The sequence below is a fragment of the Erwinia tracheiphila genome, assembly GCF_021365465.1.
Lineage (GTDB): Bacteria > Pseudomonadota > Gammaproteobacteria > Enterobacterales > Enterobacteriaceae > Erwinia > Erwinia tracheiphila.
On the sequence record NZ_CP089932.1, the window covers coordinates 2409732 to 2435860 of the forward strand.

21 protein-coding genes and 3 pseudogenes are annotated in these 26129 nt (G+C 50.1%); 10 read left to right on the forward strand and 14 right to left on the reverse strand.

The genetic code is table 11. The features are described 5' to 3' along the window. Together LU633_RS12740 and fumC are read left to right on the forward strand one after the other, a co-directional pair. Positions 1-1215 carry an IS91 family transposase gene (locus LU633_RS12740; protein ID WP_046371874.1) on the forward strand — a complete coding sequence of 405 codons (1215 nt, stop codon included), beginning with the start codon at positions 1-3 and terminating at the stop codon, positions 1213-1215. A 278-nt stretch (positions 1216-1493) separates the two neighbouring features. Continuing rightward, the gene (fumC, locus tag LU633_RS12745) at positions 1494-2891 is read left to right on the forward strand and encodes a class II fumarate hydratase (RefSeq protein ID WP_016192613.1); all 1398 of its coding nucleotides are present in this window, start codon (positions 1494-1496) and stop codon (positions 2889-2891) included. Between the two features lie 64 nt (positions 2892-2955). On the opposite strand, the gene tus is transcribed toward fumC, so the two are convergent. Both tus and LU633_RS12755 read right to left on the reverse strand, forming a co-directional pair. After that, positions 2956-3885 (reverse strand): DNA replication terminus site-binding protein, encoded by a 930-nt coding sequence (gene tus, locus LU633_RS12750; RefSeq protein ID WP_040465804.1) that lies wholly within the window; start codon positions 3883-3885, stop codon positions 2956-2958. A 127-nt stretch (positions 3886-4012) separates the two neighbouring features. Next, positions 4013-4414, reverse strand: coding sequence for an H-NS family histone-like protein (locus LU633_RS12755; RefSeq protein ID WP_016192615.1), 402 nt, complete (start codon positions 4412-4414; stop codon positions 4013-4015). 951 nt (positions 4415-5365) lie between these two features. Between LU633_RS12755 and msrA the strand changes: the two are divergent. After that, positions 5366-5806, forward strand: a pseudogene (msrA, locus tag LU633_RS12760) (peptide-methionine (S)-S-oxide reductase MsrA); the annotation flags it as partial. Between the two features lie 124 nt (positions 5807-5930). On the opposite strand, the pseudogene LU633_RS12765 reads toward msrA, so the two are convergent. Continuing rightward, positions 5931-6968, reverse strand: a pseudogene (locus LU633_RS12765) (MFS transporter); the annotation flags it as partial. A gap of 102 nt (positions 6969-7070) precedes the next feature. Between LU633_RS12765 and LU633_RS12770 the strand changes: the two are divergent. From LU633_RS12770 to bioD, 3 genes are all read left to right on the forward strand, one after another. Next, on the forward strand, positions 7071-7229 hold the full coding sequence (locus LU633_RS12770; RefSeq protein ID WP_016192619.1) for a type 2 periplasmic-binding domain-containing protein: 159 nt from the start codon (positions 7071-7073) through the stop codon (positions 7227-7229). Between the two features lie 128 nt (positions 7230-7357). Next, positions 7358-8575, forward strand: coding sequence for a sugar metabolism global transcriptional regulator Mlc (mlc, locus tag LU633_RS12775; RefSeq protein WP_016192620.1), 1218 nt, complete (start codon positions 7358-7360; stop codon positions 8573-8575). 237 nt (positions 8576-8812) lie between these two features. After that, positions 8813-9484 carry a dethiobiotin synthase gene (gene bioD / locus LU633_RS12780; protein ID WP_016192621.1) on the forward strand — a complete coding sequence of 224 codons (672 nt, stop codon included), beginning with the start codon at positions 8813-8815 and terminating at the stop codon, positions 9482-9484. A gap of 47 nt (positions 9485-9531) precedes the next feature. Here the strand turns inward: bioD and LU633_RS12785 are convergent, their stop codons facing one another. The 6 genes from LU633_RS12785 to LU633_RS12810 form a co-directional block, all read right to left on the reverse strand. Further along, complete coding sequence (locus LU633_RS12785) at positions 9532-10671, reverse strand: osmoprotectant ABC transporter ATP-binding protein OsmV (protein WP_016192622.1); 1140 nt, start codon at positions 10669-10671, stop codon at positions 9532-9534. Continuing rightward, positions 10671-11255 carry an osmoprotectant ABC transporter permease OsmW gene (osmW, locus tag LU633_RS12790; RefSeq protein WP_232426914.1) on the reverse strand — a complete coding sequence of 195 codons (585 nt, stop codon included), beginning with the start codon at positions 11253-11255 and terminating at the stop codon, positions 10671-10673. The genes LU633_RS12785 and osmW overlap by 1 nt, the downstream gene beginning before the upstream one ends. A gap of 72 nt (positions 11256-11327) precedes the next feature. Continuing rightward, complete coding sequence (locus tag LU633_RS12795; RefSeq protein ID WP_016192624.1) at positions 11328-12212, reverse strand: glycine betaine ABC transporter substrate-binding protein; 885 nt, start codon at positions 12210-12212, stop codon at positions 11328-11330. A gap of 18 nt (positions 12213-12230) precedes the next feature. Next, entirely contained in the window at positions 12231-12893 is a 663-nt protein-coding gene (locus LU633_RS12800) for an ABC transporter permease (protein ID WP_016192625.1), read from the reverse strand. Between the two features lie 474 nt (positions 12894-13367). Then, positions 13368-13664, reverse strand: coding sequence for a DUF1161 domain-containing protein (locus tag LU633_RS12805; RefSeq protein WP_016192626.1), 297 nt, complete (start codon positions 13662-13664; stop codon positions 13368-13370). A 52-nt stretch (positions 13665-13716) separates the two neighbouring features. After that, entirely contained in the window at positions 13717-14064 is a 348-nt protein-coding gene (locus tag LU633_RS12810) for a DUF1283 family protein (RefSeq protein ID WP_040465817.1), read from the reverse strand. 5 nt (positions 14065-14069) lie between these two features. On the opposite strand from LU633_RS12810, the gene LU633_RS12815 reads away from it, so the two are divergent. Further along, the gene (locus LU633_RS12815) at positions 14070-14249 is read left to right on the forward strand and encodes a hypothetical protein (protein WP_233485092.1); all 180 of its coding nucleotides are present in this window, start codon (positions 14070-14072) and stop codon (positions 14247-14249) included. A 111-nt stretch (positions 14250-14360) separates the two neighbouring features. Here the strand turns inward: LU633_RS12815 and LU633_RS12820 are convergent. Beyond that, positions 14361-15481, reverse strand: a protein-coding gene (locus LU633_RS12820; protein WP_152664158.1) for an IS3 family transposase whose coding sequence is annotated in 2 segments (ribosomal slippage) — positions 14361-15223 and positions 15223-15481 — 1122 coding nt in all. Because the reading frame shifts where the segments join, the coding sequence is not laid out codon by codon here. Positions 15482-15634: 153 nt separating this feature from the next. Between LU633_RS12820 and LU633_RS12825 the strand changes: the two genes are divergently transcribed. Further along, on the forward strand, positions 15635-16957 hold the full coding sequence (locus LU633_RS12825) for an IS4 family transposase (RefSeq protein WP_046371876.1): 1323 nt from the start codon (positions 15635-15637) through the stop codon (positions 16955-16957). Between the two features lie 81 nt (positions 16958-17038). Then, entirely contained in the window at positions 17039-17575 is a 537-nt protein-coding gene (locus tag LU633_RS12830) for a tyrosine-type recombinase/integrase (RefSeq protein ID WP_016192629.1), read from the forward strand. A gap of 158 nt (positions 17576-17733) precedes the next feature. On the opposite strand, the gene LU633_RS12835 is transcribed toward LU633_RS12830, so the two are convergent. Continuing rightward, positions 17734-19665, reverse strand: coding sequence for an exoribonuclease II (locus LU633_RS12835; protein WP_016192630.1), 1932 nt, complete (start codon positions 19663-19665; stop codon positions 17734-17736). Between the two features lie 431 nt (positions 19666-20096). Beyond that, the gene (locus LU633_RS12840; protein ID WP_016192631.1) at positions 20097-22406 is read right to left on the reverse strand and encodes an FdhF/YdeP family oxidoreductase; all 2310 of its coding nucleotides are present in this window, start codon (positions 22404-22406) and stop codon (positions 20097-20099) included. A gap of 375 nt (positions 22407-22781) precedes the next feature. Here LU633_RS12840 and LU633_RS12845 point away from each other — a divergent pair. After that, positions 22782-23479, forward strand: a protein-coding gene (locus LU633_RS12845; RefSeq protein ID WP_233481915.1) for an IS1 family transposase whose coding sequence is annotated in 2 segments (ribosomal slippage) — positions 22782-23031 and positions 23031-23479 — 699 coding nt in all. Because the reading frame shifts where the segments join, the coding sequence is not laid out codon by codon here. Positions 23480-23518: 39 nt separating this feature from the next. On the opposite strand, the pseudogene LU633_RS12850 reads toward LU633_RS12845, so the two are convergent. Both LU633_RS12850 and ascB read right to left on the reverse strand, forming a co-directional pair. Continuing rightward, positions 23519-24554 (reverse strand): annotated as a pseudogene (locus LU633_RS12850) (IS256 family transposase); the annotation flags it as partial. 178 nt (positions 24555-24732) lie between these two features. Further along, positions 24733-26127, reverse strand: coding sequence for a 6-phospho-beta-glucosidase (ascB, locus tag LU633_RS12855; RefSeq protein ID WP_016192633.1), 1395 nt, complete (start codon positions 26125-26127; stop codon positions 24733-24735). Positions 26128-26129: the final 2 nt, after the last annotated feature.

The window sequence follows — 26129 nt, forward strand, 5'->3', positions numbered from 1 at the left end:
ATGTATATCCCGCGCCCGGCAAAACTGCTGTTCACCACTGATGACGCCTGGAACCGGTATATGGATAAACACGGGGACACCCTCAGCCCCTGGACCGTACTCTGCGTCGAGCGCATGCTCGCCTGCGGCACTGCTGCCATGGGGGTGAAGCGATACTGCTGCGCCTCCCCGGACTGCACCCACACCCGCTTCTTCTGCCAGACCTGTAAATCAAAAGGCTGCAGCTCCTGCGGACATAAGGCCACGGAGCAGTGGATTACAGAGCAACAGCAAATTCTGCCCGACTGCGACTGGCAGCATATCACCTTCACCATGCCCCATCTGCTGTGGCCCTTTTTCAACAATAACTGGCCTTTGCTCAATGCCCTGTTCCGCGCAGCCACCCGCGCCATGCTCCGCTGGGCCAGAAAACAGGGTGTGGAAGTCGGTATCTTCTGCGCCCTGCACACCTACGGTCGCCAGCTCAACCAGCATCCCCACATTCATCTCTCCGTCACCCGCGGCGGGCTTGATATTAAACACGGCGTATGGCGCGACCTCTTCTTTAAAAAGCATGCCATGGAGGAAATCTGGCGCGGAGCCGTCATCCGGCTGCTGCGCCACAGCTATGACCTGATTAACCCCGGCAGGCTGCCGGGGCTGGGGCATATCCACGACAAAAAACAGTGGCTGCGCTATCTGCAGGCGCAGTACGGGCGCCGCTGGAAGGTCCACTTCGCGAAGAAGACCCGGGGGGCCTGGCGGAGCGTCAAATATCTGGGCCGGTACCTGAAACGGCCCCCCGTGTCGGCGGCGAAGCTGAGGCACTACAGCGGCGGCGCGGTGGTGCACCACTATTACGACCACCGTACGCAGCAGTACCGGCAGCAGACGCTGACGCAGGAAGATATGATCGGACGTTATATCAGCCATATCCCGGCGAAGCATTTTAAGATGGTGCGTTATTACGGTTTTTTATCAAACCGTAAACGGGGTAGCCTGCTGCCGAAGGTGTATGAAGCCCTGGAGATGGAAGCGCGGAAAAAACCGGAGAAGCCCGGCTTCGCCGCGCTGATGAAAGAATTTCTGCGCACGGATCCGTACAAATGCATTCTGTGCGGCAACCGACTGCGCTTCAGCAGTGCGCAGGCCGGGAGGCACGCGTCGGAGTTGGTGGCAGAAAGACTGCATAACATCGACCGGAAACGATGGCTTCTGGCACAGACTGCGGGATAAGTGCGTCTGAAAAACAGCTTTCAGGTTAAAAACGCGCCGCAAATGCCATTTTATGACCATAACGTTCCCGATGGCACATCATTACTGCATTACAGACACTGCTGCTCATGGTCAGGAAATTTTTAAAACGATGATTCAGTTTCCTAACCATGAACGCCAGAAAAAGTTGTACAGATCGCATAATGTTAAATTATTGTATGCAAAACTACTACCCGAATTGGTCAGCCAGCGGCATGGTTAAAAATATTATTCCTGCCAATTTATAAGAGGAGAGATTTATGGCAGTTAATCGTGTTGAAAAAGATTCAATGGGCCCGATTGATGTACCCGCGGAAAAGCTTTGGGGGGCACAGACTCAGCGATCGCTGGAACATTTTCGTATTTCAACGGAAAAAATGCCTGCCGAACTGATTAATGCGCTGGCTCTGACTAAGCGTGCAGCTGCTAAGGTCAATCAGGACTTAGGCTTACTTCCACAAGAGCGGGTCGCTGCCATTATTACTGCCGCTGACGAAGTACTGGCTGAAAAACACAGCAGTGAATTTCCACTGGCTGTCTGGCAGACGGGGTCCGGCACGCAGAGCAACATGAATATGAATGAAGTTCTCGCCAACCGTGCCAGTGAGCTTTTAGGTGGCGAGCGTGGCATGGCACGGCGGGTTCACCCAAACGATGATGTAAATAAAAGTCAGAGTTCTAATGACGTTTTCCCGACAGCTATGCATGTTGCCGCGGTTATTGCGGTTCAGTCGCGTTTACTACCCGCATTGCGTGAACTGGACAAAACGCTTAACCATAAAGCGGAAGCGTTTATGGATATCGTCAAAATTGGCCGTACCCATCTTCAGGATGCGACACCGCTAACCCTTGGCCAGGAGATTTCCGGCTGGGTGGCGATGTTGAGCCATAACCTGAAGCATATTGAACAAAGCATCCCCCATCTTGCTGAACTGGCGCTGGGTGGCACAGCGGTGGGAACCGGGCTGAACACGCATTCTGAATATGCGGTGCGGGTAGCGAAAGAACTTGCAGAAATTACAGGGCAGCCGTTTGTGACGGCACCTAACAAATTTGAAGCGCTGGCAACCTGTGATGCGCTGGTACATGCACATGGTGCGCTCAAAGGGCTTGCTGCCTCCTTAATGAAGATAGCTAATGATATCCGCTGGCTGTCATCGGGGCCACGCTGCGGTATTGGAGAAATCGCAATTCCGGAAAACGAACCGGGCAGCTCAATTATGCCGGGCAAAGTGAATCCCACGCAGTGTGAAGCAATCACGATGCTTTGTTGTCAGGTTTTAGGCAATGATGTTGCGATTAATATGGGTGGTGCTTCCGGTAATTTTGAACTGAATGTTTATCGTCCAATGATTATTCATAATTTTTTACAGACCGTAAGAATGTTAGCTGACGGTATTGAAAGTTTTAATCATCACTGCGCCACGGGAATTGAGCCTGTCCGCGATCGTATTTCACAATTGCTGAACGAATCGCTGATGCTGGTGACCGCATTAAATACACATATTGGTTATGATAAAGCAGCGGAGATTGCTAAAAAAGCGCATAAAGAAGGGCTGACGTTGAAAGCATCGGCGTTGAAATTAGGGTATCTCTCGGAAGAAGAGTTTGATGCCTGGGTACGCCCTGAAGATATGGTTGGCAGCATGAAGTTGTAATACGTTCACATTAAGAGCGGAAAATATTTCGCTCATTCTACGTTTCAGGTATGCCGCAGCGGTCTCAACCTAACGTGTCGCTATAAAGATGCATACGCGGAATAACAGAATACAGAGTTTCTGCTTCAGGTCTGAAACGATGTACTACACGTATTGCATCATAATTTAATAACTCGCCTAATTTTGGTAACGCACGTTCATCGGCGCAAAGCACCAGCAAGGGGGAAGGGCAGGCGAGCTGTGTTTGTTTTTGTTGTTGCTTATTCCATACTCGTGCTATGGGTTGTACTTTTACCGGTCTTTTAATCTTCAGTCGGGCTTTTTCAGGTAAAGAATTAATCGTTGCTATCTCGTCCTGTAATTTCGCAACCCACTGTTCATGTGTCCAGCTGGCTGACCCTCTGCCAGTCTGAATGCTCTTTTTAAGTTTTTCAAGAATGGCTTGCCGAGAAACATTTTTAATGATGTTTTTATTTGCCCAGCCAAATCGAACAGAGTCGACGTTATCCAACAATGTTATTGTGCGGTAAGCGTTAAGGGTAATCAGACCACGCAGTTGTTGATGCACAAACTCAAATCTTTCTTCACTGTTCACGCCAGACTCAACGGTTATTATCTTTTCTAGCTTTTGCTTGAGATTATTGATGTAAATGACCTGTTTTTTGATAAGCACCGCCTGTTCAACACCGGCCTTAATACAAATTGCGCCGGGAAGACGAACCGCCGACTTAGTACTGAGTGTTTCTGACTGATGTTGCGTAAACAGGCGACCATAATGTGCCAGCGCCATGATTAACGCCTGTCCACCCTGATGCGTAACAACGTTAATTCCGGTCACTTTCTGATGATCTTCTCCTTTTTTAACCGGCGGTAATTCGAATACTCTTGCTGCGAGAAGATCACACTGTTGTATCTCTTTAGCGAATGAAAGTAGGGCATCTTCCAGGTCTGCCATGCAGCAGCGGAGATTCTCGACGGTTTCATATTTTCTAATGATCTATTTCCTTAGTTACGACATGTCAAAAAGTTCAAATTAACGTGTCAAAACACTGACAGGAACGGCGTAAGGACAGGGGGAATTACCACGCTGAATAATTGCAGCGTGGCTTATCGTTAATCTGTTAGATCAGGAAATCGTCCAGAGGCTTACCCTGATTAAGTGCCTGTTTAATGACGGCAGGAGTACGTCCCTGTCCCGTCCAGGATTTGACTTCACCATTTTCATCGGTGTACTGATATTTCGCCGGACGCGGCGCACGTTTTGCCCGTGTTTTACCAGAAGTGCTTTCAGCAGAGGTGAGTTCGCTTAAATCAATACCATCGTCTAACAGCATCTGACGATATTTCGCCAGCTTTTCTTCTTTTTCCTTGATTTCAGAAGCGATAGCTGCTTCAGCTTCACGGCGCTCATTAACAATCGCTTCGAGTTTCTCCAGCATATCTTCGAGTTCTGTTAAAGAAACCTCACGAGCCTGAGCACGAAGAGTTCGAATGTTATTTAATACTTTCAGTGTTTCGCTCATATAAGGAGTCCGTAGCGTAATGGTTTAAAGTTAATCTGTGTATGAAACGATAAACAGTGTACATAGAAATTTAGCAGTTAAACATACCCATCGCAGAAAATATTTCTTTATTTACCCGCTTTTTCATATTTTTTGCGAATGCCAGAAGACTTTCGGGAATATAATTGCAATATTAAGATTAGTCCTAAGTGGCTTATGCTGAGGTTACTTCACCAATTGAGTGAAAATTCTGTGCCGGTATTAATACAACATCACGTAAGCAATTCGTAGGAAATTAACACAGGTAATCAATGTTCAGGTTGGTAATCAGTTAAATTACCTCTTTCCGGCAGGCAAACGTGTGGTGATTTTCTTTATCCTTATTTCACAGGCAATAAGCTTTTTGATGCATTAAATGAATAGCGGTAAAATATCTGAAGAATTCAGGCTGGGTGATAAGTAATATACTAATACGTTTTTAGTTACAACATACTAATGAATCGCTCAAGAAGTAGCATTAACAATAGCAATTTGACTGGCCCGGCGTAGCGGTAAGTGATGCATTCAAACTAAATAACCCGCCAGAATAGTACTCTACTTATGATCAGCCCTTATGAGATAGGGGATTAAGGTATTTTCGCTGCCATGTGGTGTTACATCAGGCTTGTCATACTCCGTTCTAATGTGCCTGTCAGATGTCCATAAATGGCATGTATAGCTATTTAGCATGCATAACCTGTGGAGATAGCGCACAAAATGCCTTACTGAATTTACGGTTTTTATTGGTAACAATGCCAGAAAAAAGGGCGTTACCCGATAAAAACAGTCAGCTTTTTTGCGTTATCAGCGGGGCGGCTTAAATCAGAAAAGAGTAAACCAATGGCAATATTAATGTGGCTGTGCTGGAATGATGAGTGTTCAACTGACTGAATCAGGTTACTTGCGCACGGGCAGATTAAAGAGGAAACACATATGACAATTGAGTATGCCATTATTGCAGGAGGCTGCTTCTGGTGCACGGAAGCCGTATTCAGGCAGATCAACGGTGTTGAATCAGTGGAAAGCGGCTATATTGGCGGCCAGTTGCCTAATCCCACTTACCGTCAAGTATGCAATGGTGATACTGGACATGCAGAAGCGATTCGCCTTCGTTTTGATTCGCAAAAAATCAGCTATGGCGAGTTACTGGATATCAGTTTTGCCACCCACGATCCCACCCAGCTTAACAGGCAAGGCAATGATATGGGCACACAGTACCGATCGGCCATTTTTCCACTAAATGAAGAGCAGGCTATCGAGGCTAAAGCGGCGATTGCCCGTGTACAGAGTGAATATCACAAGCCGGTTGTAACCACCCTTGAACGTGGAGAGTGGTATCCGGCTGAGGATTACCACCAAAATTATTGGATAGGTTAAAGGAAAAATCGTGCAGGCCAGATTTGCTGGTCTGCGCACAACAGGGGATTTCACCCTCAGAGATTTTTGTTTTTTTTATCTCGATGCAATCCACAACGCCAGCAGTAGCAGCGTATTTAGTAATGAACGTACTGATGCCGTACCAGCCATAGTAGTACCAGAATACACCGCCCGGTGTCCCGTCGAAGCTCGATCCCAGATAGTAGTTGAACAGAGGCCTGTCCTCTTGCACGTCGTGTGCGGGGCCCAATCCAGCCACTGGCCACAGCGTGCGCGGCAAAGAACCCTGCCGCGAACAGCATCATTCCCAACATGACCGCCCAGATTGAACTACACAAAGTGATCAATACGCCACACACCATTACGGCGGTTGAAAAAAGCAGTATTGCCGCGCGACCATATTTTGCCGTCATGACTCCTGCTCTGGGTGAACTCTACGACCCGGTGAGATAGACCAGCGATAATAATCCAACCGTGGCTTGTGAAAGCGAATAAGGCGGCCCCAGTAAACGATATCCGATGCAATTAAAGAGGGTAACAAAGGTACCCATTAGCAAAAAACCTTCTGCAAACAGCAGGGGTAGACTGGGATCTTGCCAGTGAAGACGAAAATTAATCATCAGGCAGCGTGGTTTCAGCGCGGCAGCAAGCGCCAGAAAGCCAATGGCGATGCGCCATGTAGTGAAGTCGGTGACCACCCCGTTTAGAAGGCGACCCGTCATGCCGCCGATGGAGTTGCCACTTATGTACAGCCCCCTTGAAAAGGTGATGACGCCAGGGTCACTTCTTCACTTAGCCTGGCCATGCCCACTGCCGCCACGTCACTAAGAGACAGCCCGGTCAATGCTCTTGTGATTAAAATTCCATGCCAGCTGCCCATGGTTGCCGAAGCCAGTGTACAAACCGATGCCAACAGCAGGCCAGTCACCATTCGGGTTTACGCCCAACGGTGTCTGAAACCAGCCCGGTTATCAGCCGCCCGAAAGCCAGCATTCCCGTTGCAACAGAAAGTGAGAGGCTGCTGGTTGCAGGGTCGACCTTAAATTCTTGAGAAAGCATTGGGAGTATGGGCTGCACACAATAAAGCAGTGCAAAAGTAGCCAGGCCGGCGGTAAAAAAGCGCCAGCGTTACCCGGATAAATTGCGGTGTTCCTTGTCGCTATCGGAGGCAACCTCAGAGGAAACCCGCAGATCACGAGCGCTAACGGGTGCAGTCTGTGACGGATTATTCAATCTAATTTACTGAAAAATAATAAGTTATTTGCCTGCATCTTTTCGTCGTGCAAGACTGGAAAATCTTAGCTGGCTTGCCCTGGATGAACAGGATGCCTTGTCAGAAGTCTGTCTGGCCTGGGCCAGACCGCGCGAGGCCAGCGCCGCATTAATAAATATGAAAAAATGGTTGCCTGGCGGATCATAATGAAAAAGCAGCACTTATATGTGCACTAAATCACATTGCTGGTCAAATAGTTGACGAAGTAAAGGAAGTGTTTCACCATGTTCCACGGATTTATTTAGAACCGCGAAAATAAATAACGAGGGCAGGGCGTGATAACGGACAGTCAACCTGGCCACATAGACCAGATCAAACAAATCAATGCAGGCGTCGTTTATCGGCTAATCGATCGCTATGGTCCGATTTCACGCATTGACCTTGCCAGAAAAGCGCATCTGGCACCTGCCAGCATCACCAAAATTGTGCGTGAAATGGTGGATGCGCATCTGGTTCAGGAAACCGAATTCCAGGAATTGGGTAGCCGTGGGCGGCCTGCCGTGGCCCTGACGCTTGACACCGTCGCATGGCACTATCTTTCGGTACGCATCGGTTATGGTACCATCACGCTGGCGCTGCGAGATTTGAGTAGCGTGTTGTTGGTGGAAGATGTCTTGCCGCTTCCGGTTACTGCCTCTGAGCCGCTGCTGATCAGAATTATCTCTGAGATTGATGGTTTTTTTAACCGTCATCAGGAAAAACTGGAGCGGCTTACCGCGATTGCCGTCACCCTGCCAGGTATTGTGGACGCTGAAAAAGGCATCATCCATCATCTGCCTTTTTATCAGGCCGACAATATACCACTTGGGCCTGAGCTGAAAAGTCGAACCGGCCTGCCCGTTTACCTGCAGCATGATGTCTGTGCATGGCTTTTGGCTGAATCATTTTTTGGCGCTGCAAAAGATACCAGCGAAGTTATTCAGGTGGTGATTGATCATCACGTCACGGCTGGCGCGATAGTCGGGGGACGCCTGTTGCACGGAGGAGGCAAACTGCTGGTTGAAATCGGCCATACGCAGGTTGAACCCTATGGCAAGCAATGCTACTGCGGTAACCAGGGCTGCCTCGAAACCGTGGCCAGTTGTGAAAGTATACTCGCAATGGCATCATCCAGAATACGCACATCAAACAGCCGTCAGGAGCCGTTAAACATCGTGACGATTGAAAGCTTATGTGAAGCCGCAGTCGCGGGAGAGCGCTGGGCAAAAGATATCATTACGGACGTGGGATATAATGTTGGTCGTATTCTTGCCGTCATGGTTAACCTGCTCAACCCTCAAAAGATTCTGATTGGCTCGCCGCTCAATGCGGCAAAGGCCGTTTTGTACCCCGCGATTACTGACTGCATTCGACGGCAGGCATTCCCTTCCTACAGCGCCGGGGTAGTCGTACAGGAAACCAGCTTCCAGAATGAGGGAACGTTGCCTGGCGCGGCGCTGATAAAAGACGCCCTTTACAATGGTTCGCTGTTGCTTCGTCTTTTGCAGGGCTGAAATTTTCTTACGCGGGTGCCAGTCCTGTTCACTTGCCCATACAGACATTAACAACTTTCTTCCCTGACCGTGTTTAGGCCTGTGGCTTTCGCGATAAACGCCAGTAACCCTGCGAGCTATTGCCAAAAATCTTGCGCTAACGCAAGCCGCTTTTGAGCGGCTTCTCCTAAGATATTTCCTCTTCTTTCTTTACCAATGCTTATTATTTCTGTTGAGGGCCTGACTGTGGAAAGCAGCATGTTAAAGCGTTTATTTGTCACCGGAACAGACACTGGCGTGGGGAAAACGGTAATCAGCCGCGCACTTTTACAAAAACTGTCTGGCGGGAACAGATGCGTAGCGGGTTTTAAACCCGTCGCAAAAGGCAGCCAGCGTACTGACAGAGGCTTGCGAAATAATGATGCATTAATTTTACAGGCCGCTTCATCGCTGGCGCTTCCTTATTCTGCTGTTAATCCCATCACGTTACAGGATGACGAAATTAGCATTAGCGAGCATGGCGGCGTTGATTACCGGCTGTTAAGCGCAAGTCTGAACGCCTTGAGTGAGCAGACAGACCATGTGGTGGTCGAAGGGACCGGGGGATGGCGTAGTCTGATGAATGACATGCGGCCTCTGTCTGAGTGGGTGGTGTCGGAAAAGCTGGCAGTCATCATGGTGGTAGGCATCAAACTGGGCTGTATCAGCCATGCGCTGTTGACCGCGCAGGCGATAGCGAATGATGGTCTGCCACTGATCGGCTGGGTGGCAAACCGTATTAATCCTGGTTTAGCTAATTACACGGAAATTATAGAGGTGTTGAGTAAAAGCATTCCCTCGCCATTAATGGCTGAACTGCCTTACTTACCGAAAATTGAGACGCGGGAGCTGGCAAACTATTTCGACCTTAGTCAGGTCGCGCATAACTGATTACGTATGGTTTCGGCAAAAGGCGGCGTCCCTGCCGTCTGTCATGCTTAGACCAGATTCAGCGCACGGCGTGTACGGCCAGAGCTGAGATAAGTGGCAATATAATCCTGGGAAATCTCGCTACTGTAACGGCCCTCTTCATCCACAATTGGCATCCAGGTGGTGTCATGTTCGTGGAGTTTTGACAGCACCACCCGCAGATTTTCTTCCGCTCGTCCCGTTACCTTAAAGGTATGCAGTATATCGCTACAGCTTCCGGCGATTGCGCGAGCTTCCCGACGTTTCACATAACCCAGCGGGCGTTGTTCCTGGCCCACAACGGTAATGGAGCGCATATCATTATCATCCATCATGCCAAAGGCTTCAGACCGCGGGGTAGACAGCTGCACGGTAATCGTAGGTTGTTGATCGGTAACATCACTGGCTGAAACCAGTAACAGACGCTTGAGAGTACGGTCCTGGCCGACAAAGGAACCGACGAAATCATTACGGGGCGTAGCCAGCAACTCATCAGGGCTGGCGCACTGTACAATTTTTTCCTGGTCGAAGACCGCAATCCGGTCACCCAGCTTGAGTGCTTCGTCAATGTCATGGCTGACCAGCATCACCGTTTTCTTCAGCTGGCGCTGCATATCAAGAAATTCATTCTGGATAACCTCACGGTTAATCTGGTCAACCGCACCAAAAGGTTCATCCATCAATAAAACTGGTGGATCTGCCGCCAGAGCACGGATCACACCGATACGCTGTTGCTGACCACCCGACATCTCTCTGGGGTAGCGGTGCAGGAAACTTTTCGGGTCCAGTGCGAACATGCTCATCAGTTCACTGGCACGTACATGGCAGTGCTTCTTATCCCAACCCAGCATTTTGGACACAACGGTAATATTTTCTTCGATGGCCATATTGGGAAAAAGACCAATCTGCTGAATGACGTAGCCAATATTGCGGCGCAGGGCCACCGTATCCAGTTCGCTGGTGTCTTCACCGTTAATTAGAATTTTACCGCTGGTTGAGAGAATAAGCCGGTTAATCATTTTAAGCGTAGTGGATTTACCACAGCCGGAAGGGCCAAGGAGTATGCACATTTCCCCTTCGGGTACGTTCAGACTGACGTTATCCACGGCATTTATCGTGGTGCCATTTTCCTGGGTAAACGTCCTGGTGAGGTTTTCCAATTTTATCATTATCTAATCCCCTTTGGTGTCATCGCCAGCTGCAGGCGGTGCAGCAGCCAGTCGAGAATTATCGCCATCAGGCAAATCATCACTGAGCCTGTAATCAGCAAACGAATATCGCTACCGCTGATTCCATCCAGCAGCAGAAGGCCAAGCCCGCCGGCACCAATTACCGCAGCAATGTCCATGACGCCGACGTCCATCACTACGGCGGCACGGATGCCACCAAAGATAACCGGCAGCGCCATTGGAATCTCTACCCAGCGTAAACGCTGCCAGAAGGTCATGCCGATGCCCCGTCCCGCCTCGCGCAGTTCGTCCGGCAGATTTTCAAGCGCGGTATGGGTATTGCGTACGACAGGCAGCAGGGAATAAAGAAACACGACCGTTACGGCGGGCAGAACCCCAATCCCCTGGCCGATCAGTGAAAAAAGTGGAATCATCATACCGAACAGTGCAATAGTCGGAATGGTGAGTATAATGGTGGCCAGACCGAGTACCGGGGTTTCCAGCCACTTATAACGGACAATCAGAATCCCTACCGGAACGCCAATCACAATCGGCATTCCTACGGCCAGACTAACCAACCACAGATGCTAAAAGGTGAGTGCGGCTAAATAACCCCAGTTATCAATGAAATAGTGGATAGTATCCATGCGGCCTCCTTAGAGTAAACCTTTTGATTTCAGGAAATCGCAGCCCACCTGTTGCGGTGACTGGTGGTCAATATCTACGCGCTTGTTCATTTCTGTGATTGCTTCATTGGTGATCAAGGGAGACAGCGCATTCAGCGCCTCTTCCAGCCCGGGGGGTGAATCCTGCGTTTCTTGCGTCAGTACTGGCGTTACGGCATAGCTTGGGAAAAAACCTTTATCATCCTTCAGCACTTTGAGATCGAATCCTTTAACCCTGCCGTCAGTGGTATACACCAGACCGGGGTCCATCTGGCGGATCTGGGGGCGATCCAGCGGCATATTATAAACTTTCTGCAATAGCTTAAGGCCATCAGCTCGCCCTGCAAACTCAAGATCAAGCCCCAGTGTCCAGTTATGATCCGGGTCTTCACGACGTACCTTTTCAATCTTAGCAACCAGCTGCGACAGGGTGTCGATGTGCTCTTTCTCGGCGCGCTTGCGCTGCATTGCAAACGCATAGGTGTCATTCATCGGTGCCGGATTCAGCCAGACCAGACCAAGTCGGGCATCAAGATTTTTAACCGTCTGCCAGTCTTCTTCAGACGACATCGGTTTATTGATATGGTTAAAAATAATCAGCGAGGTGCCGGTATATTCCCAGGTCATATTAATTTGTTTATTGATCATTGCATTACGGCTAATCGTGGTCGCGATGTTGGTTTTAGGTTCAATCTGAAACCCTTTTTTATTCAGATAAAGTGTGGTCATTGCTGACAGGGCGTGCTGTTCCGTATAGCTTTGCGTGGCCATTACTATGGGAGCGGCAGCACTGACAATGCTTGTCGAGCCTGCCAGCATACCAAGTACCAATGCCGTTTTAAAAACCCAACGGGTCAGATGAGTGGTCTGCGCCATAATCTATTCCTTATTTTTTTATGCTGTAACGTGCGGACTGAGTAAACGGTTCAGACCGGCCAGCAACATGTCAAGGATGAGCGCAAACAGGGCAGTTGCTACCGCACCCAAAATCAGCGTTGGAAAATCATTGAGATAGATGCCGGGAAAGATCAGTTCGCCATAGTTGCTTGCGCCAATTAAAAATGCCAGTGGCGCTGTTCCGACGTTGATAGCCGTAGCGATAAGAATACCCGACATAATCACAGGTGAAGCGTTTGGCAACTCTACTTTATACAGACGTTGGCTTTTGGTCATACCGATGCCGTTCGCGGCTTCGAGTAACGAGGCCGGAACCGCGCATAAACCCGAATACGTATTAGGGACAATGGGTAACAGTGACGCCAGAAAGAGTGTAATAATTGCTGCCCGTTCACCAATACCAATGATCACCATCGCCATAGCAAGCACTGCCAGCGGCGGGAGAGTATTGCCGATATTGAAGATTTGCATAACAAATTCAGCCCAGCGCCGGGCGAAAGGGCGGCTAAGAATGATCCCGCTGGGAACGCCAACAATAAGTGTTGCCAGCATCGACAAGAAAACCAGCAGCATGTGCTTTTTCCCGAGGTAAATCAGGTCAACCTGACGCGCCTTGATGGTATCGAGGCCCAGTCCGTAGATGAGCGGGCCGATCACCATGGCAATAAAGCATGGCAAGCAAAGCTCGCCGCATAAGCGATGCGTTTTGCATGTAATGCATTCTCCCTGATGGTCAATTAATACAACTTATGGCACTTTTGTTATTAAAAAGTAAAATAATCACTAAAAGCTATAGCAGTTCTCCCGTACAGATGCCAGTTTAAGGCTGGAAATCAGCAGGATAGAAATCAACCATATTTCGCTCCAGCCCCGACAAATACTGACCTGGTTACGATAAATGATATTTATCGTAATGTTTGTGACAGCGTCATATAACTGGAATTTTATGGTGTTAACTGGATTTACTTGTGATTATCAGCGCAATGTCTTTCAGTGGGGAAAGGTCTGGAAACAGTGGAAGTGCCTGAGGGGATGGAGGGCTGCCCAGACAGCCCTGTGCAAAGCGGAACGATCATCACGTCCAGGCGGCCTGGCCTTTATGACTAACGATAGCCCCATGATGCCAGTAATGCCTCAGGATGACGGGGCATCTTGTGACGAGCCAGCCCGGGCAGGAGAAGTGGTATCACTCTCGCCGTCGTTACGTTTATAAACAATTTTCTGCGTATCGCTATCGCAATGCCCGACAACCTGGCCGCTGGCGCGATCGGCCTGATCGTTTGGTACAATTTCAAGCGAAAAACTTCCCAAAGGAACGCCGTTGTTGATGATTTTCTGGTTAATATCAGCTTTTACCGATTCACACGACGCCTGTACCATGAGCGGAGCGGCAATAATTAAGGCACCGAGTGTCCACATAATATTTTTCATTATCTTTTCCTTTTGCATTTATCCGACAATAATTATAGCAGCATTCTGAATATCACGATGCGACAGGACGGCCGGTGCGGCGGTCCAGACAACGCTGGGTGCCAGGTTCCCAGTAAGCATTGACGTTAAGGCTCTGGTCACAGGCATCGCGGTTGTCAATCGCGCGGTCATTTTTGTCGAAATTCTTTTCATCGCGCAGATTTTCTTTACTGCGCAAACGCTGAGTCTGATTCCACTGAAGCTTCTGTTGACGGGCTTGTTCATTACTCAGCGCACTACTGCCATCCTGAATGATCAAGGTATCGCTTTTTGCCACGGCACTTTGCTCAAGGCCGAACAGCGCACCTGAGATAAACAGCGCCATAGCGCACTTTTTTTGCCATTTTTTCATTGTCACCATCATTATTGGTTCCTCAGAACAATTACGGTGTAGCCGTTGGCTACTATTGTGGCTTGCACTATATCATCCTATCGCAGCGGTGCGCACTCGGGTCAGTTGTCTCACCCGGTTTCAGAACACACGCTGCCATTGCCATTGCCATTGCCATTGCCATTGCCATTGCCATTGCCATTGCCGGGTCGTGAATCGTTGTTTTAGGGGGCGCAGGGTTTCGCATCCCGTTGATTCCGCTCTTACGGCTTTTTTGAAAAGCCAGGCGAGCCGAATTGACCTGCCCCCAGTATTAGATACAACCTTCAGTTAGTAATGTCGGTTGGTTTTTCTTCATGTTTCCCGTTTCGCCAGCATGCTGCAAATTCAAGCGGCGTCTGGTAATTCAGCGATGAATGAGGTCTGGACTCGTTATAATCCTGCCGCCAGTCATTAATGATTTTCCGGGCATGAAGAATATCGCTGAACCAGTGCTCATTCAGGCATTCATCCCGAAAGCGTCCGTTAAAACTCTCAATAAATCCGTTCTGTGTTGGCTTACCCGGCTGGATAAGTCGCAGTTCTACACCATGCTCAAAAGCCCACTGTTCGAGCGCACAGCAGGTAAATTCCGGGCCCTGATCGGTTCTTATCGTTGCCGGATAGCCGCGAAACAGCGCGAGGCCGTCCAGAATACGTGCGACCTGAACGCCTGAAATACCGAAAGCGGCGGTGATCGTCAGACACTCCTTCGTGAAATCATCCACGCAGGTCAGGCACTTAATCCGGCGGCCGCTGGAAAGTGCATCCATGACAAAATCCATCGACCATGTCAGGTTCGGCGCATCCGGGCGGAGAAGCGGAAGCCGCTCAGTCGCCAGACCCTTACGGCGTCGCCTGCGTTTTACACCGAGACCGTTAAGGTGATAGATGCGGTAAACCCTCTTGTGGTTGACGTGAAGGCCCTCCCGACGCAATAACTGCCAGATGCGCCGGTAACCAAATCGGCGACGTTCAAGTGCCAGCTCTGTGATACGCAGAGATAGTTGCGCGTCAGCAGCCGGACGCTGAACCGAATAACGGCAGGTTGAAAGGGACAGACCGGCCAGCCTGCAGGCACGACGTTGCGACAGACCCGTTATCTCACACATGACTTCCACGGCTTCCCGCTTCTGGTCTGTCGTCAGAACTTTCGGCCCAGAGCCACCTTAAGCGCCTCCTTATCCAGCATGGCTTCAGCGAGCAGCTTCTTGAGGCGGGCGTTCTCCTCTTCAAGTGACTTGAGCCGCTTCACTTCGGGGACTTCCATGCCGCCAAACTTCTTGCGCCCGGTGTAGAAGGTAGCGTCTGAAATAGCATGCTTGCGGCAGAGTTCCCGGGCCGAAACCCCGGCTTCGGCCTCGCGGAGAATACTGATGATCTGTTCGTCGGAAAATCGCTTCTTCATGGGGATGTCCTCATGTGACTTATGAAGACATTACTAACATCGCGCTGTATTAATCAATGGGGAGCAGGTTAATGCCGATCATTTAAGGATCGGTTGACCGATCCGGTTTATGCGGTAAAAAGGGTTCTATGTTCATCATGGAACCCTTTTTAAATGGAACTTTCCCAGGCCCTCGGCATCATCAATGCCGCCACTCCTGAGCGCGCCCGTAGTCTCGCCGACCTTATTCCTCCCGAGCTTATTCAGCAGGCGCTCACCCTGACCGATACCGTTACTTTGCGTAAACGTAAACTTTCCCTCGAATCCATGATTTGGCTTGTCGTTGGGATGTCCATTTTTTGCGATCGTCCGATGACCGAAATCGTCAATCTGATGGATATTACTGACCGGACCGGAGCTCCTTTTACCGCACGCAGCGCTGTCATTCAGCGCCGTAAGACTCTGGGTGAAAATGCAGTGCGGGAGCTTTTTGATATCACACAGCAGCACTGGAATCAGCAGGCTGCACATCCAAAATGGCACGGTCTGAATCTGTTTGCTGTCGACGGCGTGGTCTGGCGTACCGCCGATACGCCGGAAAACAGAGCCGTCTTCAGTAAACACAGCAGCCAGTACGGCGAAGGCGGCTATCCTCAGGTGCGAATGGTTTGTCTGATGGAGCTGAGCAGCCATCTGATCGCCGCCAGTGCATTCGACAGTGAAAAAGTCAGTGAAATGCGGCTGGCTGAACACCTGACGGAGAAAACCCCGAATAACAGTATCACCCTGTTCGATAAGGCATTTTATTCGATGGGTCTGCTTCATCACTGGCAGACAGCAGGAGAACACCGTCACTGGTTGTTGCCGTTGAAAAAACACGTACAGTATCAGGTGGTTCGCCGTTTGGGGCGTGGAGATGAACTGATATGCCTGAAAACCAGTCCACGAGCCAGGAAGCAATGGCCAGGGGTCCCGGAAGAAATGGTGGCAAGACTGCTGACCCGCAGGGTAGACGGTAAAGAGAGGCAGGTGCTGACGTCACTGACAGACCCGAATCGCTATCCGGGTAAAGATATCAGCGAGCTATATCGCCACCGCTGGGAAATAGAACTGGGCTACCGGGAAGCAAAGCAGGGTATGCTGGACAGCCGGTGGACATTACGCAGTCGCCTGCCGGAGCTGGTGAGACAGGAGCTATGGGGGGTACTGCTGGCTTATAACCTGGTGCGATATCAGATGGTGCAGATGGCGTTCCATCTGAAAGGAGATTACCTGCCTTACCAGCTGAGCTTCAGTGGAGCGATAAGCGAAATAATCCGGATGCTGATAACCCTGCCCTGGGCTTCGCCGGGAAAAATGCCGGGAGAACTGAGAACCCTGTATGAACAGGCGAAATGGCTTGTGTTACCGGGTAGAAGAGAGCGAAGTTACCCGAGAGAGTTGAGGGTAAAGAGCAGGAAATATCCGGATAAAAAGGTTGCTGGTCACCTTAAGTGACCAGCATTAGGGAGCAGGTCAGAGTTCTATGGGGAAAACCATGTTGCCACGCTGACACCACTCCGGGAAGTAAAATCCGAAATGTCATACCTTACTGAGAACGAGATTAACACTCTTCTTGGCTCAGTAAAGGGTGATTATTACAGGATAGCCGTTCTTTGTTTAGCGACAGGGGCGCGATGGGGGGAGGCTTACGGACTCAAGGCAGAACATATCATCCACAACAACGTTATGTTTCCTCATACCAAAAATGGGAAAAAGCGCGTTGTTCCAGTCTCGCAGGAGGTGGCTGATATTGTTAAAATGCACGAGTCAGGGCGGTTGTTCAAAGTCAGTTACAGCCGTTTTCGCAAAATGATGAAGGCAGCGAAACCTAATCTGCCAAAGGGACAGGCGGCCCATGCACTACGGCATACCTTTGCCACTCACTTTATGATGAAGGGCGGGAACATCATAACCCTGCAAAGAATACTTGGTCATGCAGACGTATCGCAGACCATGACCTATGCACATTTTTCCCCGGACTATTTAGCAGATGCGGTAAGCTTTAACCCGTTATCTGAAGTGTCCACATTGCGACCACAGTTATCAGGTCAAAAGGGGGTAAGTGGGGGGTAATGGGGTTATAACTTATTGATTTACCGTAGTCACTTAGGTGGCTACGGGGTTACTAATCCCACCATTAAGGGGAAGACCCAAAAAATAACGCCGTTTTGCGCGGCGTTATTTTTAAGTCATCGTTATATAATACAACACGGCTATCCAGCAAACGGCGTTTATGCAGCGGGACGCGCCACAATACTGCGGGTTTCAATTCTCACTTCAGCAACGGTGACATCAATGATGTCTGTCACGCGGTAAGCCACTTCACCTTTAATCTGCGCGGTGCCGTTTTCCTGACTACATACCAGCTCATCACGTACCGCATGAATGAACGGGGCAGGGACAAAGGCCACAGCGCCGTTATCAGTCAGACGTACACGCATTCCACCACGGGAAATATCAATAATTTCTGCGCTGAAACGTTGATCGGTCCCCGCCGCACTTTGCAGAAAACGGGAATAAAGCCAGTCACCCACATCGCGCTCTGCCATACGGTTGAGACGGCGACGCTCGCTCATTCTGATGGTGATGTCATCCTGTGGACGTTCTGCTTTTTCACCCCGAACAATCGATTTCAGCAGGCGATGGTTGATCATATCTCCATACTTGCGAATCGGTGATGTCCAGGTTGCATACGCCTCCAGCCCAAGGCCAAAGTGTGGCCTTGGCTCGGTGCCAATTTCTGCAAACGACTGAAAGCGACGGATGCGGCTGTCAAGGAACTGCGTGGGCTGTGCGTCCAGTTCGCGGCGTAATACCCGAAAACCGTCCAGCGTGGCAATCGCCAGCGGATCGGCCTGAACGCCGTGATTGGCCAGCACGGCGGCGGCCAGTTCGGCATTGGCGGCATCAAAGCCGGGATGAATGTTGTAAATCCCGAAGCCAAGTTGGTCACGCAATACGGATGCCGCGCAGATGTTGGCGGCGATCATCGCTTCTTCAACGATACGATTAGCAATACGTCGATGTTCAGCAATGATATCCAGTACTTCACCTTTTTCACCCAGCAGGAAGCGGAAGTCCGGGCGATCTTTAAATACCAGCGCGTGAGTCTGACGCCATGCAACGCGGCTGAGGCAGAGGCGATGCAGGAGTTCTATCTGTCTGGCGATGAACTCGGTTTCTGGCTGCCACTCGCCGCTGTTCTCCAGCCAGTCAGAAACGTTGTCATAAACCAGTTTGGCTTTTGATTCAATCCAGGCGGCAAAGAAATGAGGTTCGCCCATTGAGCCATCGTCGGCTACCGTGACGCGGCAGGCCATTACCGGTCTGCGTTGATGAGGACGCAGGGAGCAAACATCGTCAGAGAGCTGACGCGGCAACATTGGAATATTAAAACCGGGCAGGTAGTTGGTGAAAGCACGCTGTGCGGCGATATCGTCCAGTGGGCTACCCGCCGCAACATAAGCGGTCGGATCGGCTATAGCGATGGTCAGCGACAACTCACCGTCAGCGGTTTCCTCCACGTAAAGTGCGTCATCCATATCTTCGGTGCTGGCACTGTCAATCGTGACAAATTCCAGCGCGGTCAGGTCTTCACGCGTCAGATTTTCATCAATCATTTCAACCGCGACGCCTTCCGGGGCTTCCCGCTCCAGATTGTGACGTGACAGCGTCACCCACCAGGGTGCCAGATGGTCATCACCTTTGGTGACAAATGCAGTCAGCTCGGCGTAAAAAGTATGATCGCCTTGCAGAGGATGACGACGCATTTCAGCGACGGCCCAGTCCCCATTCTGAAAATCATGTTTAAGATTACGATCAGCACGGCACTGAATTGCATCTTTCAGTAGCGGATGATCGGGAACAATCGACAGGCGATCATCTTTTTTCTGTATACGCCCTACAAAGCGGCTTAGAAAAGGCTCAACCAGTGTCTCCGGATCGGCAACTTCACGATCTTTATCGGTTTGCAGCACCGCAACCACACGATCGCCATGCATCACTTTTTTCATAAACGGAGGGGGGATGAAGTAGCTTTTTTGCGGGTCGACTTCCAGAAAGCCAAAGCCTTTTTCAGTGCCCTTTACCACACCTTCAACACGCGGCGTTTGGGAGTGGAGTTTCTCTTTGAGCTGCGCAAGCAGCGGGTTATCCTGGAACATAATCTCAATCGTTTTCGTGGCCTGTAAACGGCAGACAGTTTTACGCGATTAACACGTCTGCGGCAAGTAAAAAGCCCGACAACCGAGGGTTGGAGGCAATGCCTGATTAGGTTTATCACCGTTGGATGCAGTGACGGGCGGGTTGTGGCAAGTGCTTTAGAGTGGGTGCCAACGACGCAGAAACAGAAAGTGTTGAGGCTGCCGGATACTTTTTTTTGCAACGTGCTTCCCTCTGAACCGCGAACGATGATGGTTCAGAGGTCAGGCAACATATATTCACAGCGATAATCTGTGATGACTGGCAAAACGCAGCGAGGCGTTTCCGGCAAAGCCGTTTAAGATTGCGTATGGCTGCAGGAAATGCGTGAGAAAGGGCCAGAAGCCAGCAAAACCGGACTCTCTGACCCTGCTGGCAATCAGTATATCGTTACTCAGGCGATACGCTGGCTCGCTTTAACCGCAGAAAGGACAATTTTCACCGGAATTGATTTTGACGTCGGCGTGCCGCTGTCGTCGCCGTAACTGGAGAGAGGCACCAGCGGATTGGTTTCCGGGTAATAAGCTGCCAGGTTCCCCCGTGGAATATTGTAGGGCACCAACTTGAAAGCGCTGACTTTACGTACGATGCCATCATTCCACAGCGTTTCGATATCCACTTTATCATCTGCTTCCAGGCCAAGCATTGCCATATCGTCGGCGTTGATAAACAGGACTTCGCGCTGACCATAAATGCCGCGATACCGGTCGTCCAGACCATAAATAGTGGTGTTGTACTGGTCGTGGGAGCGCAGCGTTTGCAGAGTAAAGGGAACACTGACATCGTTATCAAGTTGGGGAAACAGTGATGTCGGCAGGCAGGCATCGCTGAACTGGGCTTTGTTATTGCGCGTATTAAAACATAACTCTGCAGCGGCATTGCCCAGATAGAAGCCCCCTTTAATGTCACAGCGGGCATTAAAGTTGCTAAATCCTGGGATAGTTGCCGCAATATGATCGCGGATTTTGTTGTAATCACCCGTCAGCGCCAGCCAGTCAACTTTTTGACTGCCCAACACGGCGTTGCCAATACCGGCGACGATGGCTGTTTCTGAACGTTGTGTGTCGGCAATCGGCTTACCGATACCTTCAGAGGCGTGCACCATACTGAAGGAATCCTCCACCGTAATAAACTGCGGTCCGCCAGACTGGCAATCCTGTTCCGAGCGGCCCAGTGTCGGCAGGATCAGCGCGTCCACCGCACCGGGGCAGAGGTGGCTACGATTGAGCTTGGTGCTAATGTGTACGGTAAGCGCACAGCGGCGCAGCGCCTCTTCCGTGCGAGGGCTGTCCGGTGCAGCAGCAAGGTTGCCTCCCAGTGCTATCAGCACTTTTACCTCGTGACGTAGCATCGCTTCCAGTGCTTCAACCGTGTTATGGCCAGCTTTGCGAGGGGGTTCAAAGTCAAAATGGCGGGCCAGACTGTCAAGAAACTCGGCGGAGGGCTTTTCATAAATGCCCATGGTACGGTTTCCCTGAACATTACTGTGGCCGCGCACCGGGCAAAGCCCCGCACCTTTTTTGCCTAACTGACCAAACAGCAGCTGCAGATTGACGATTTCCCGTACGGTTGCCACAGAATGTTTATGCTGCGTAATGCCCATCGCCCAGGTGCAAATCACGCGATCTGCATGTTGATAAATAGCAGCCGCTTCACGAATCTGTATTTCACTCAAACCGGACTGTTGCGTAATGTTCTGCCAGCTGGTCGCGTCCACCACGTTAAGGTATGCATCCATTCCTTCCGTGTGCATCTCAATAAAATCCGTGTCGAAAATCCCATTTTCACCTTTTTCCAGGCTGGCACGATGCGCTTCCATTAATGCTTTTACCATGCCCCTGATTGCTGCCATATCGCCGCCCAGGTTTGGCTGATAGTAGCTTGAACTGATCGTTCCGGCTTTGCTGGTTACCACTTCCAGCAGCTTTTGTGGATCGGCAAATCGTTCCAGACCGCGTTCACGAAGCGTATTAAAGGTGACAATTTTTGCACCATGATCTGCCGCATGGCGCAGGCTGTGCAGCATTCTGGGATGGTTGGTACCGGGATTCTGACCAAAGACAAAAATGGCATCTGCATGATCAAAATCATCAAGACGCACCGTGCCTTTCCCCACACCGATACTGCGTTTCAACCCGGTGCCGCTGGCTTCGTGGCACATATTCGAGCAATCAGGAAAATTATTGCTACCGTTCATCCGCCCGAATAGCTGATAAAGCCATGATGCCTCGTTACTGGCGCGGCCGGAGGTATACAGCTCCATCTGGTCCGGACTCGCCATGGCGTGAATATGGCGGGCAATCAGCCGAAACGCGTCGTCCCAGCTAATAGGTTCGTAGTGATCGGTTTCGCGGTTATAGCGGAGGGGTTCGGTCAGGCGCCCCTGGTATTCGAGAAAATAATCACTTTGCTGATATAACGTTGTCACGCTATGTTTGGCAAAAAAAGCTGCGTCCACATAGCGGCGGGTGGCTTCCCAGGTGACGGCTTTTGCACCGTTTTCGCAAAAACTCAAGGTGCTTTTATTGTCATCACCCCATGCACAGCCGGGGCAATCAAAACCCCTGGCCTTATTCATGCGCATCAAATTACGCATATTTTTAATGACCTGTTTGCTGTCGAAAACGAAGCGCGTGGTGGCCTCAAGAGAACCCCAGCCACCCGCAGAGGCTTCATAGGGTTTGATTTTCATTTTAAATTTCATAGTGTTATGCTGACTGTGAAAGTGTTGGCTGTGACACACAGTGTATGCCTGATTTGATGAAATTGCTCAGTTATAAGCCAAAAATATCGTTGAATACGCCAGTTAACCTCCGCTGTGAAAACAGAAGCGCGCTGATACAGAGCACTTTGATTTTGTTAAGTTGCGATGTGTATTTGACCATAATCATTTCAACAACGCTTCCGTCTGTTTAGCTTGCGCAGCAAAGGATTTGTTGCGTAGCTTATTGACACTCTGGTTTTTAAATATAAACGGTACGAATGGGATATTGAGCCAGTGATTTCAGCGTAAATATTGAAAAATGGGTCGTGACGCAGACTTGCTGATCACGTATGCTTTGCGCTTTGGATGTAACATATGGCTAAAGTTGATGTCGTCTGCCCTCAGTGCAATGAAACTCATGCTGTACGATGTAACGGACATTCAGCATCCGGTGCCCAACGTTACATCTGCAAGCATTGTTCAAAGACCTTTCTGCTCAATTTTAGCTACTCCGGTGCCAAACCAGACACACACCAGACCATTGTTAATATGGCCATGAATGATTCCGGATGTCGCGATACCGCACGGGTTCTCGGTATCAGCCTCAATACGGTTCTGCGGCACGTAAAAAAATTTCGCCAAAGCAGGTAGCTGAGAATATCGACCCCGAAACGGAGGTTGTTATCTGCTGTGAAGCCGGTGAACAATGGTCTTACGTGCGGTGTAAAAGCAATCCCCGGTGGTTGTTCTATGCTTATGACCGTATCCGCAAACGTGCTCTGGCCCATGTCTTCGGCCCGAGAAATGCCCCGACCCTGCGACGATTGCTGGCCCTGTTAAGCAAATTTAACATTGCCTTTTATATGACAGATGCCTGGCCGGTTTATAAAGTTCTGTTAAGTGCAACAGGCCACGTGGTGAGCAAGAAATATACCCAACGGACAGAACGACATAATCTTAATCTTCGCACACATATCAAACGACTGACCCGCAGAACAATTTGCTTTTCGAAGTCAGAGGAAATGCACGATAAGATCATCGGTTGGTATCTTACTCTTCATCATTATCAATAAATCTGCGTCACGACCGAAAAAAGGCAGAAACAGTATTGGTATGGCATGCCGGATCACGCTGTTCAGCGACTCGATGGCGCTGGTCGTGTCGAGCGTCTTGCGGATGTCTGCCGGGTAAGCGAAGAACGTCGACAGGCTGGCCCGGTTTGCCTGCCAGCTCCGGCTTATCTGCGGGTAGCGGCTGTCCCGGGTGCCGGCGAACGCTTCCCGCTCCGTGGGGGGCCTGACAGATGGCTTTCAGGTCACGGGTGACGGCTTTGTAGTCCTCCCAGGAGACGAACCGCAGACTGTTGCGCACCATATGCACGACGCACAGCTGGACGCGGGCCTGCGGATACACCGCGTTGATAGCGTCCGGGAAGATCTTCAGACCATCAACACAGGCGATGAGGATATCGTTCAGGCCGCGATTTTTTAATTCGGTCAGCACATGGAGCCAGAACTTCGCGCCCTCGTTTTCGGCCAGCCACATACCCGGCAGTTCTTTCTGGCCTTCGATGTTGATACCCGGGGCAAGGAATACGGATTTATTGATGACGCGACTGTCCTGCCGGACCTTCAGGACGATACAGTCAGGGTAAACGATGGGACAAACGGCATCCAGTGGCCGGTTTTGCCATCCGGTGACCTGCTCCATGACGGCATCAGCTACAGCTACCTTTGAGACCCGCGCTGGCGAGACATCGGCGTCATACAGCTCTTTGAACGCGGCCGCTATCTCGCGGGTGGTCATCCCTTTGGCGTACAACGATAAGATCGGGTTATCTACCCCGGTGCTCCGGACCTGGTTTTTCTTCACCCGTTGCAGTTCAAAGGAGCCATCACGATCGCGCGGTGTACGCAGCTCCGGCGGGCCATCGCCGGTGGTCACTGTCTTTGTGGAATAGCCGTTGCGGGCGTTGGTCGCCGGTCTGGGCTGATTTTTATCGTCGCCCAGATGGTGGGACATCTCGGCGTTGAGCGCCGCCCCGACACTGATTTTTTTCAGCAGTCGATCAAACTGACTGAGATCGTCAGGGGTTTTGATATTTTTGACCAGTTCGTTAGCCAGGGCCTGCGACTGTTTTTCGTCCATAAATTAACCTGCTTTTGATGCTGGATTGAACATATCAAAATCAGGCAATTACACAAATCTATGTACTGGCTCTTTCCAGAACCTATTGACGGACGACCTAGACAATTTTATTACCGCATTACTTTGCGTATAAAAGAAAGCAGTAAGAGCAGGTTAGATTGCTATTGCTGAAAACAGTTTATTTTGTTAACGACGCACCGTTAGAATGAATGACCTGCTGAAACCACCAAAAGCTTTTTTTACGTTTGCGTTCAAGGGTTCCTTGCCCATCGTCATCACGATCAACATAAATAAAACCGTAGCGTTTAGAAAACTCGGCCTTTGAGGCACTGACCAAATCGATGGGTCCCCAACTGGTATAACCCCAGACCTCGATACCATCGTCAAGGGCTTCACTTACCTGTAACAAATGATCGTTGATGTAACTGATACGGTAGTCATCATTAATACTGCCATCGGATTCAACGATATCCCTTGCGCCCAATCCATTTTCAACTATGAACAAGGGTTTTTGGTAACGATCGTAGAGTGTGTTCATTAGCAGACGCAGCCCCTGAGGGTCGATCTGCCAGCCCCATTCTGAACTTTCCAGATAAGGATTAGGTATCATATCAAGGGCGTTGCCACGACGACGCGCCTGGTCAGCATCAGTGCTGACGCATCCGGTCATGTAATAACTAAATGAGATAAAATCAACGGACTGATTGAGGTCCACTTTATCCTGTTCGGTTATGGTCAGACGTATGCCCTGTTCGCGGAAAAAACGTGTCATATAGGCCGGATAATAACCGCGAACCTGTACGTCGCCGAAAAAAAGCCAGTCGCGATTCTTGTGCATTGCCTCGATCATATCGTCTGGTTTACACGTCATTGGATAAAGCATGCAACCCAGTAACATATTACCAATTTTTCCACCAGGCACAATCTGATGACACGCCTTAACCGCCAGCGCACTGGCAACAAGCTGATGATGAATGGCCTGATAGATTTCCTGGTTACTGCTATTTTCAGGCAGGCCGACGCCAGTTAATGGTGCGTGCAAGGACATATTAATTTCGTTAAAAGTCAGCCAGTATTTCACTTTATTTTTATAGCGGTTGAATACCGTTTCAGCATAGTTGGTAAAAAATTCGATCGTTTTACGATTACCCCAGCCGCCATACTTTTCTACCAGACCCATCGGCATTTCAAAATGGGAAAGGGTAACCAGCGGCTGGATATTGTACTTTGCCATCTCGTCAAAAAGACGGTCATAAAACGCCAGTCCCGCTTCGCTGGGGTGGCTCTCATCACCCTGCGGAAAAATGCGACTCCAAGCGACGGAAGTGCGTAACACGTTAAATCCCATTTCTGCGAAAAGCGCTATATCCTGAGGGTAGCGATGATAAAAATCGATTGCGACATCTTTAAGACTGGTGACACCGGGCTTACGCTCAACACGCTGGCCAAAGACGCCGTTGGGTAAAACATCTGACGTTGAAAGGCCTTTCCCCTGTTCCTGCCAGGCACCTTCCACCTGATTTGCTGCCACTGCACCACCCCATAAAAATGAATCGGGAAAAGGTTTTGACATAA

Coding starts and splice junctions, on each gene's coding strand:
- LU633_RS12740 (WP_046371874.1), top strand. CDS start 1: ATGTATATCCCGCGCCCGGCAAAACTGCTGTTCACCACTGATGACGCC.
- LU633_RS12755 (WP_016192615.1), bottom strand. CDS start 4,414: ATGAGCGAAACACTGAAAGTATTAAATAACATTCGAACTCTTCGTGCT.
- LU633_RS12825 (WP_046371876.1), top strand. CDS start 15,635: ATGGAACTTTCCCAGGCCCTCGGCATCATCAATGCCGCCACTCCTGAG.
- LU633_RS12840 (WP_016192631.1), bottom strand. CDS start 22,406: ATGAAATTTAAAATGAAAATCAAACCCTATGAAGCCTCTGCGGGTGGC.
- LU633_RS12830 (WP_016192629.1), top strand. CDS start 17,039: ATGTCATACCTTACTGAGAACGAGATTAACACTCTTCTTGGCTCAGTA.
- LU633_RS12805 (WP_016192626.1), bottom strand. CDS start 13,664: ATGAAAAATATTATGTGGACACTCGGTGCCTTAATTATTGCCGCTCCG.
- LU633_RS12810 (WP_040465817.1), bottom strand. CDS start 14,064: ATGGTGACAATGAAAAAATGGCAAAAAAAGTGCGCTATGGCGCTGTTT.
- LU633_RS12785 (WP_016192622.1), bottom strand. CDS start 10,671: ATGATAAAATTGGAAAACCTCACCAGGACGTTTACCCAGGAAAATGGC.
- LU633_RS12835 (WP_016192630.1), bottom strand. CDS start 19,665: ATGTTCCAGGATAACCCGCTGCTTGCGCAGCTCAAAGAGAAACTCCAC.
- fumC (WP_016192613.1), top strand. CDS start 1,494: ATGGCAGTTAATCGTGTTGAAAAAGATTCAATGGGCCCGATTGATGTA.
- ascB (WP_016192633.1), bottom strand. CDS start 26,127: ATGTCAAAACCTTTTCCCGATTCATTTTTATGGGGTGGTGCAGTGGCA.
- LU633_RS12800 (WP_016192625.1), bottom strand. CDS start 12,893: ATGGTGATCGGCCCGCTCATCTACGGACTGGGCCTCGATACCATCAAG.
- LU633_RS12795 (WP_016192624.1), bottom strand. CDS start 12,212: ATGGCGCAGACCACTCATCTGACCCGTTGGGTTTTTAAAACGGCATTG.
- bioD (WP_016192621.1), top strand. CDS start 8,813: ATGTTAAAGCGTTTATTTGTCACCGGAACAGACACTGGCGTGGGGAAA.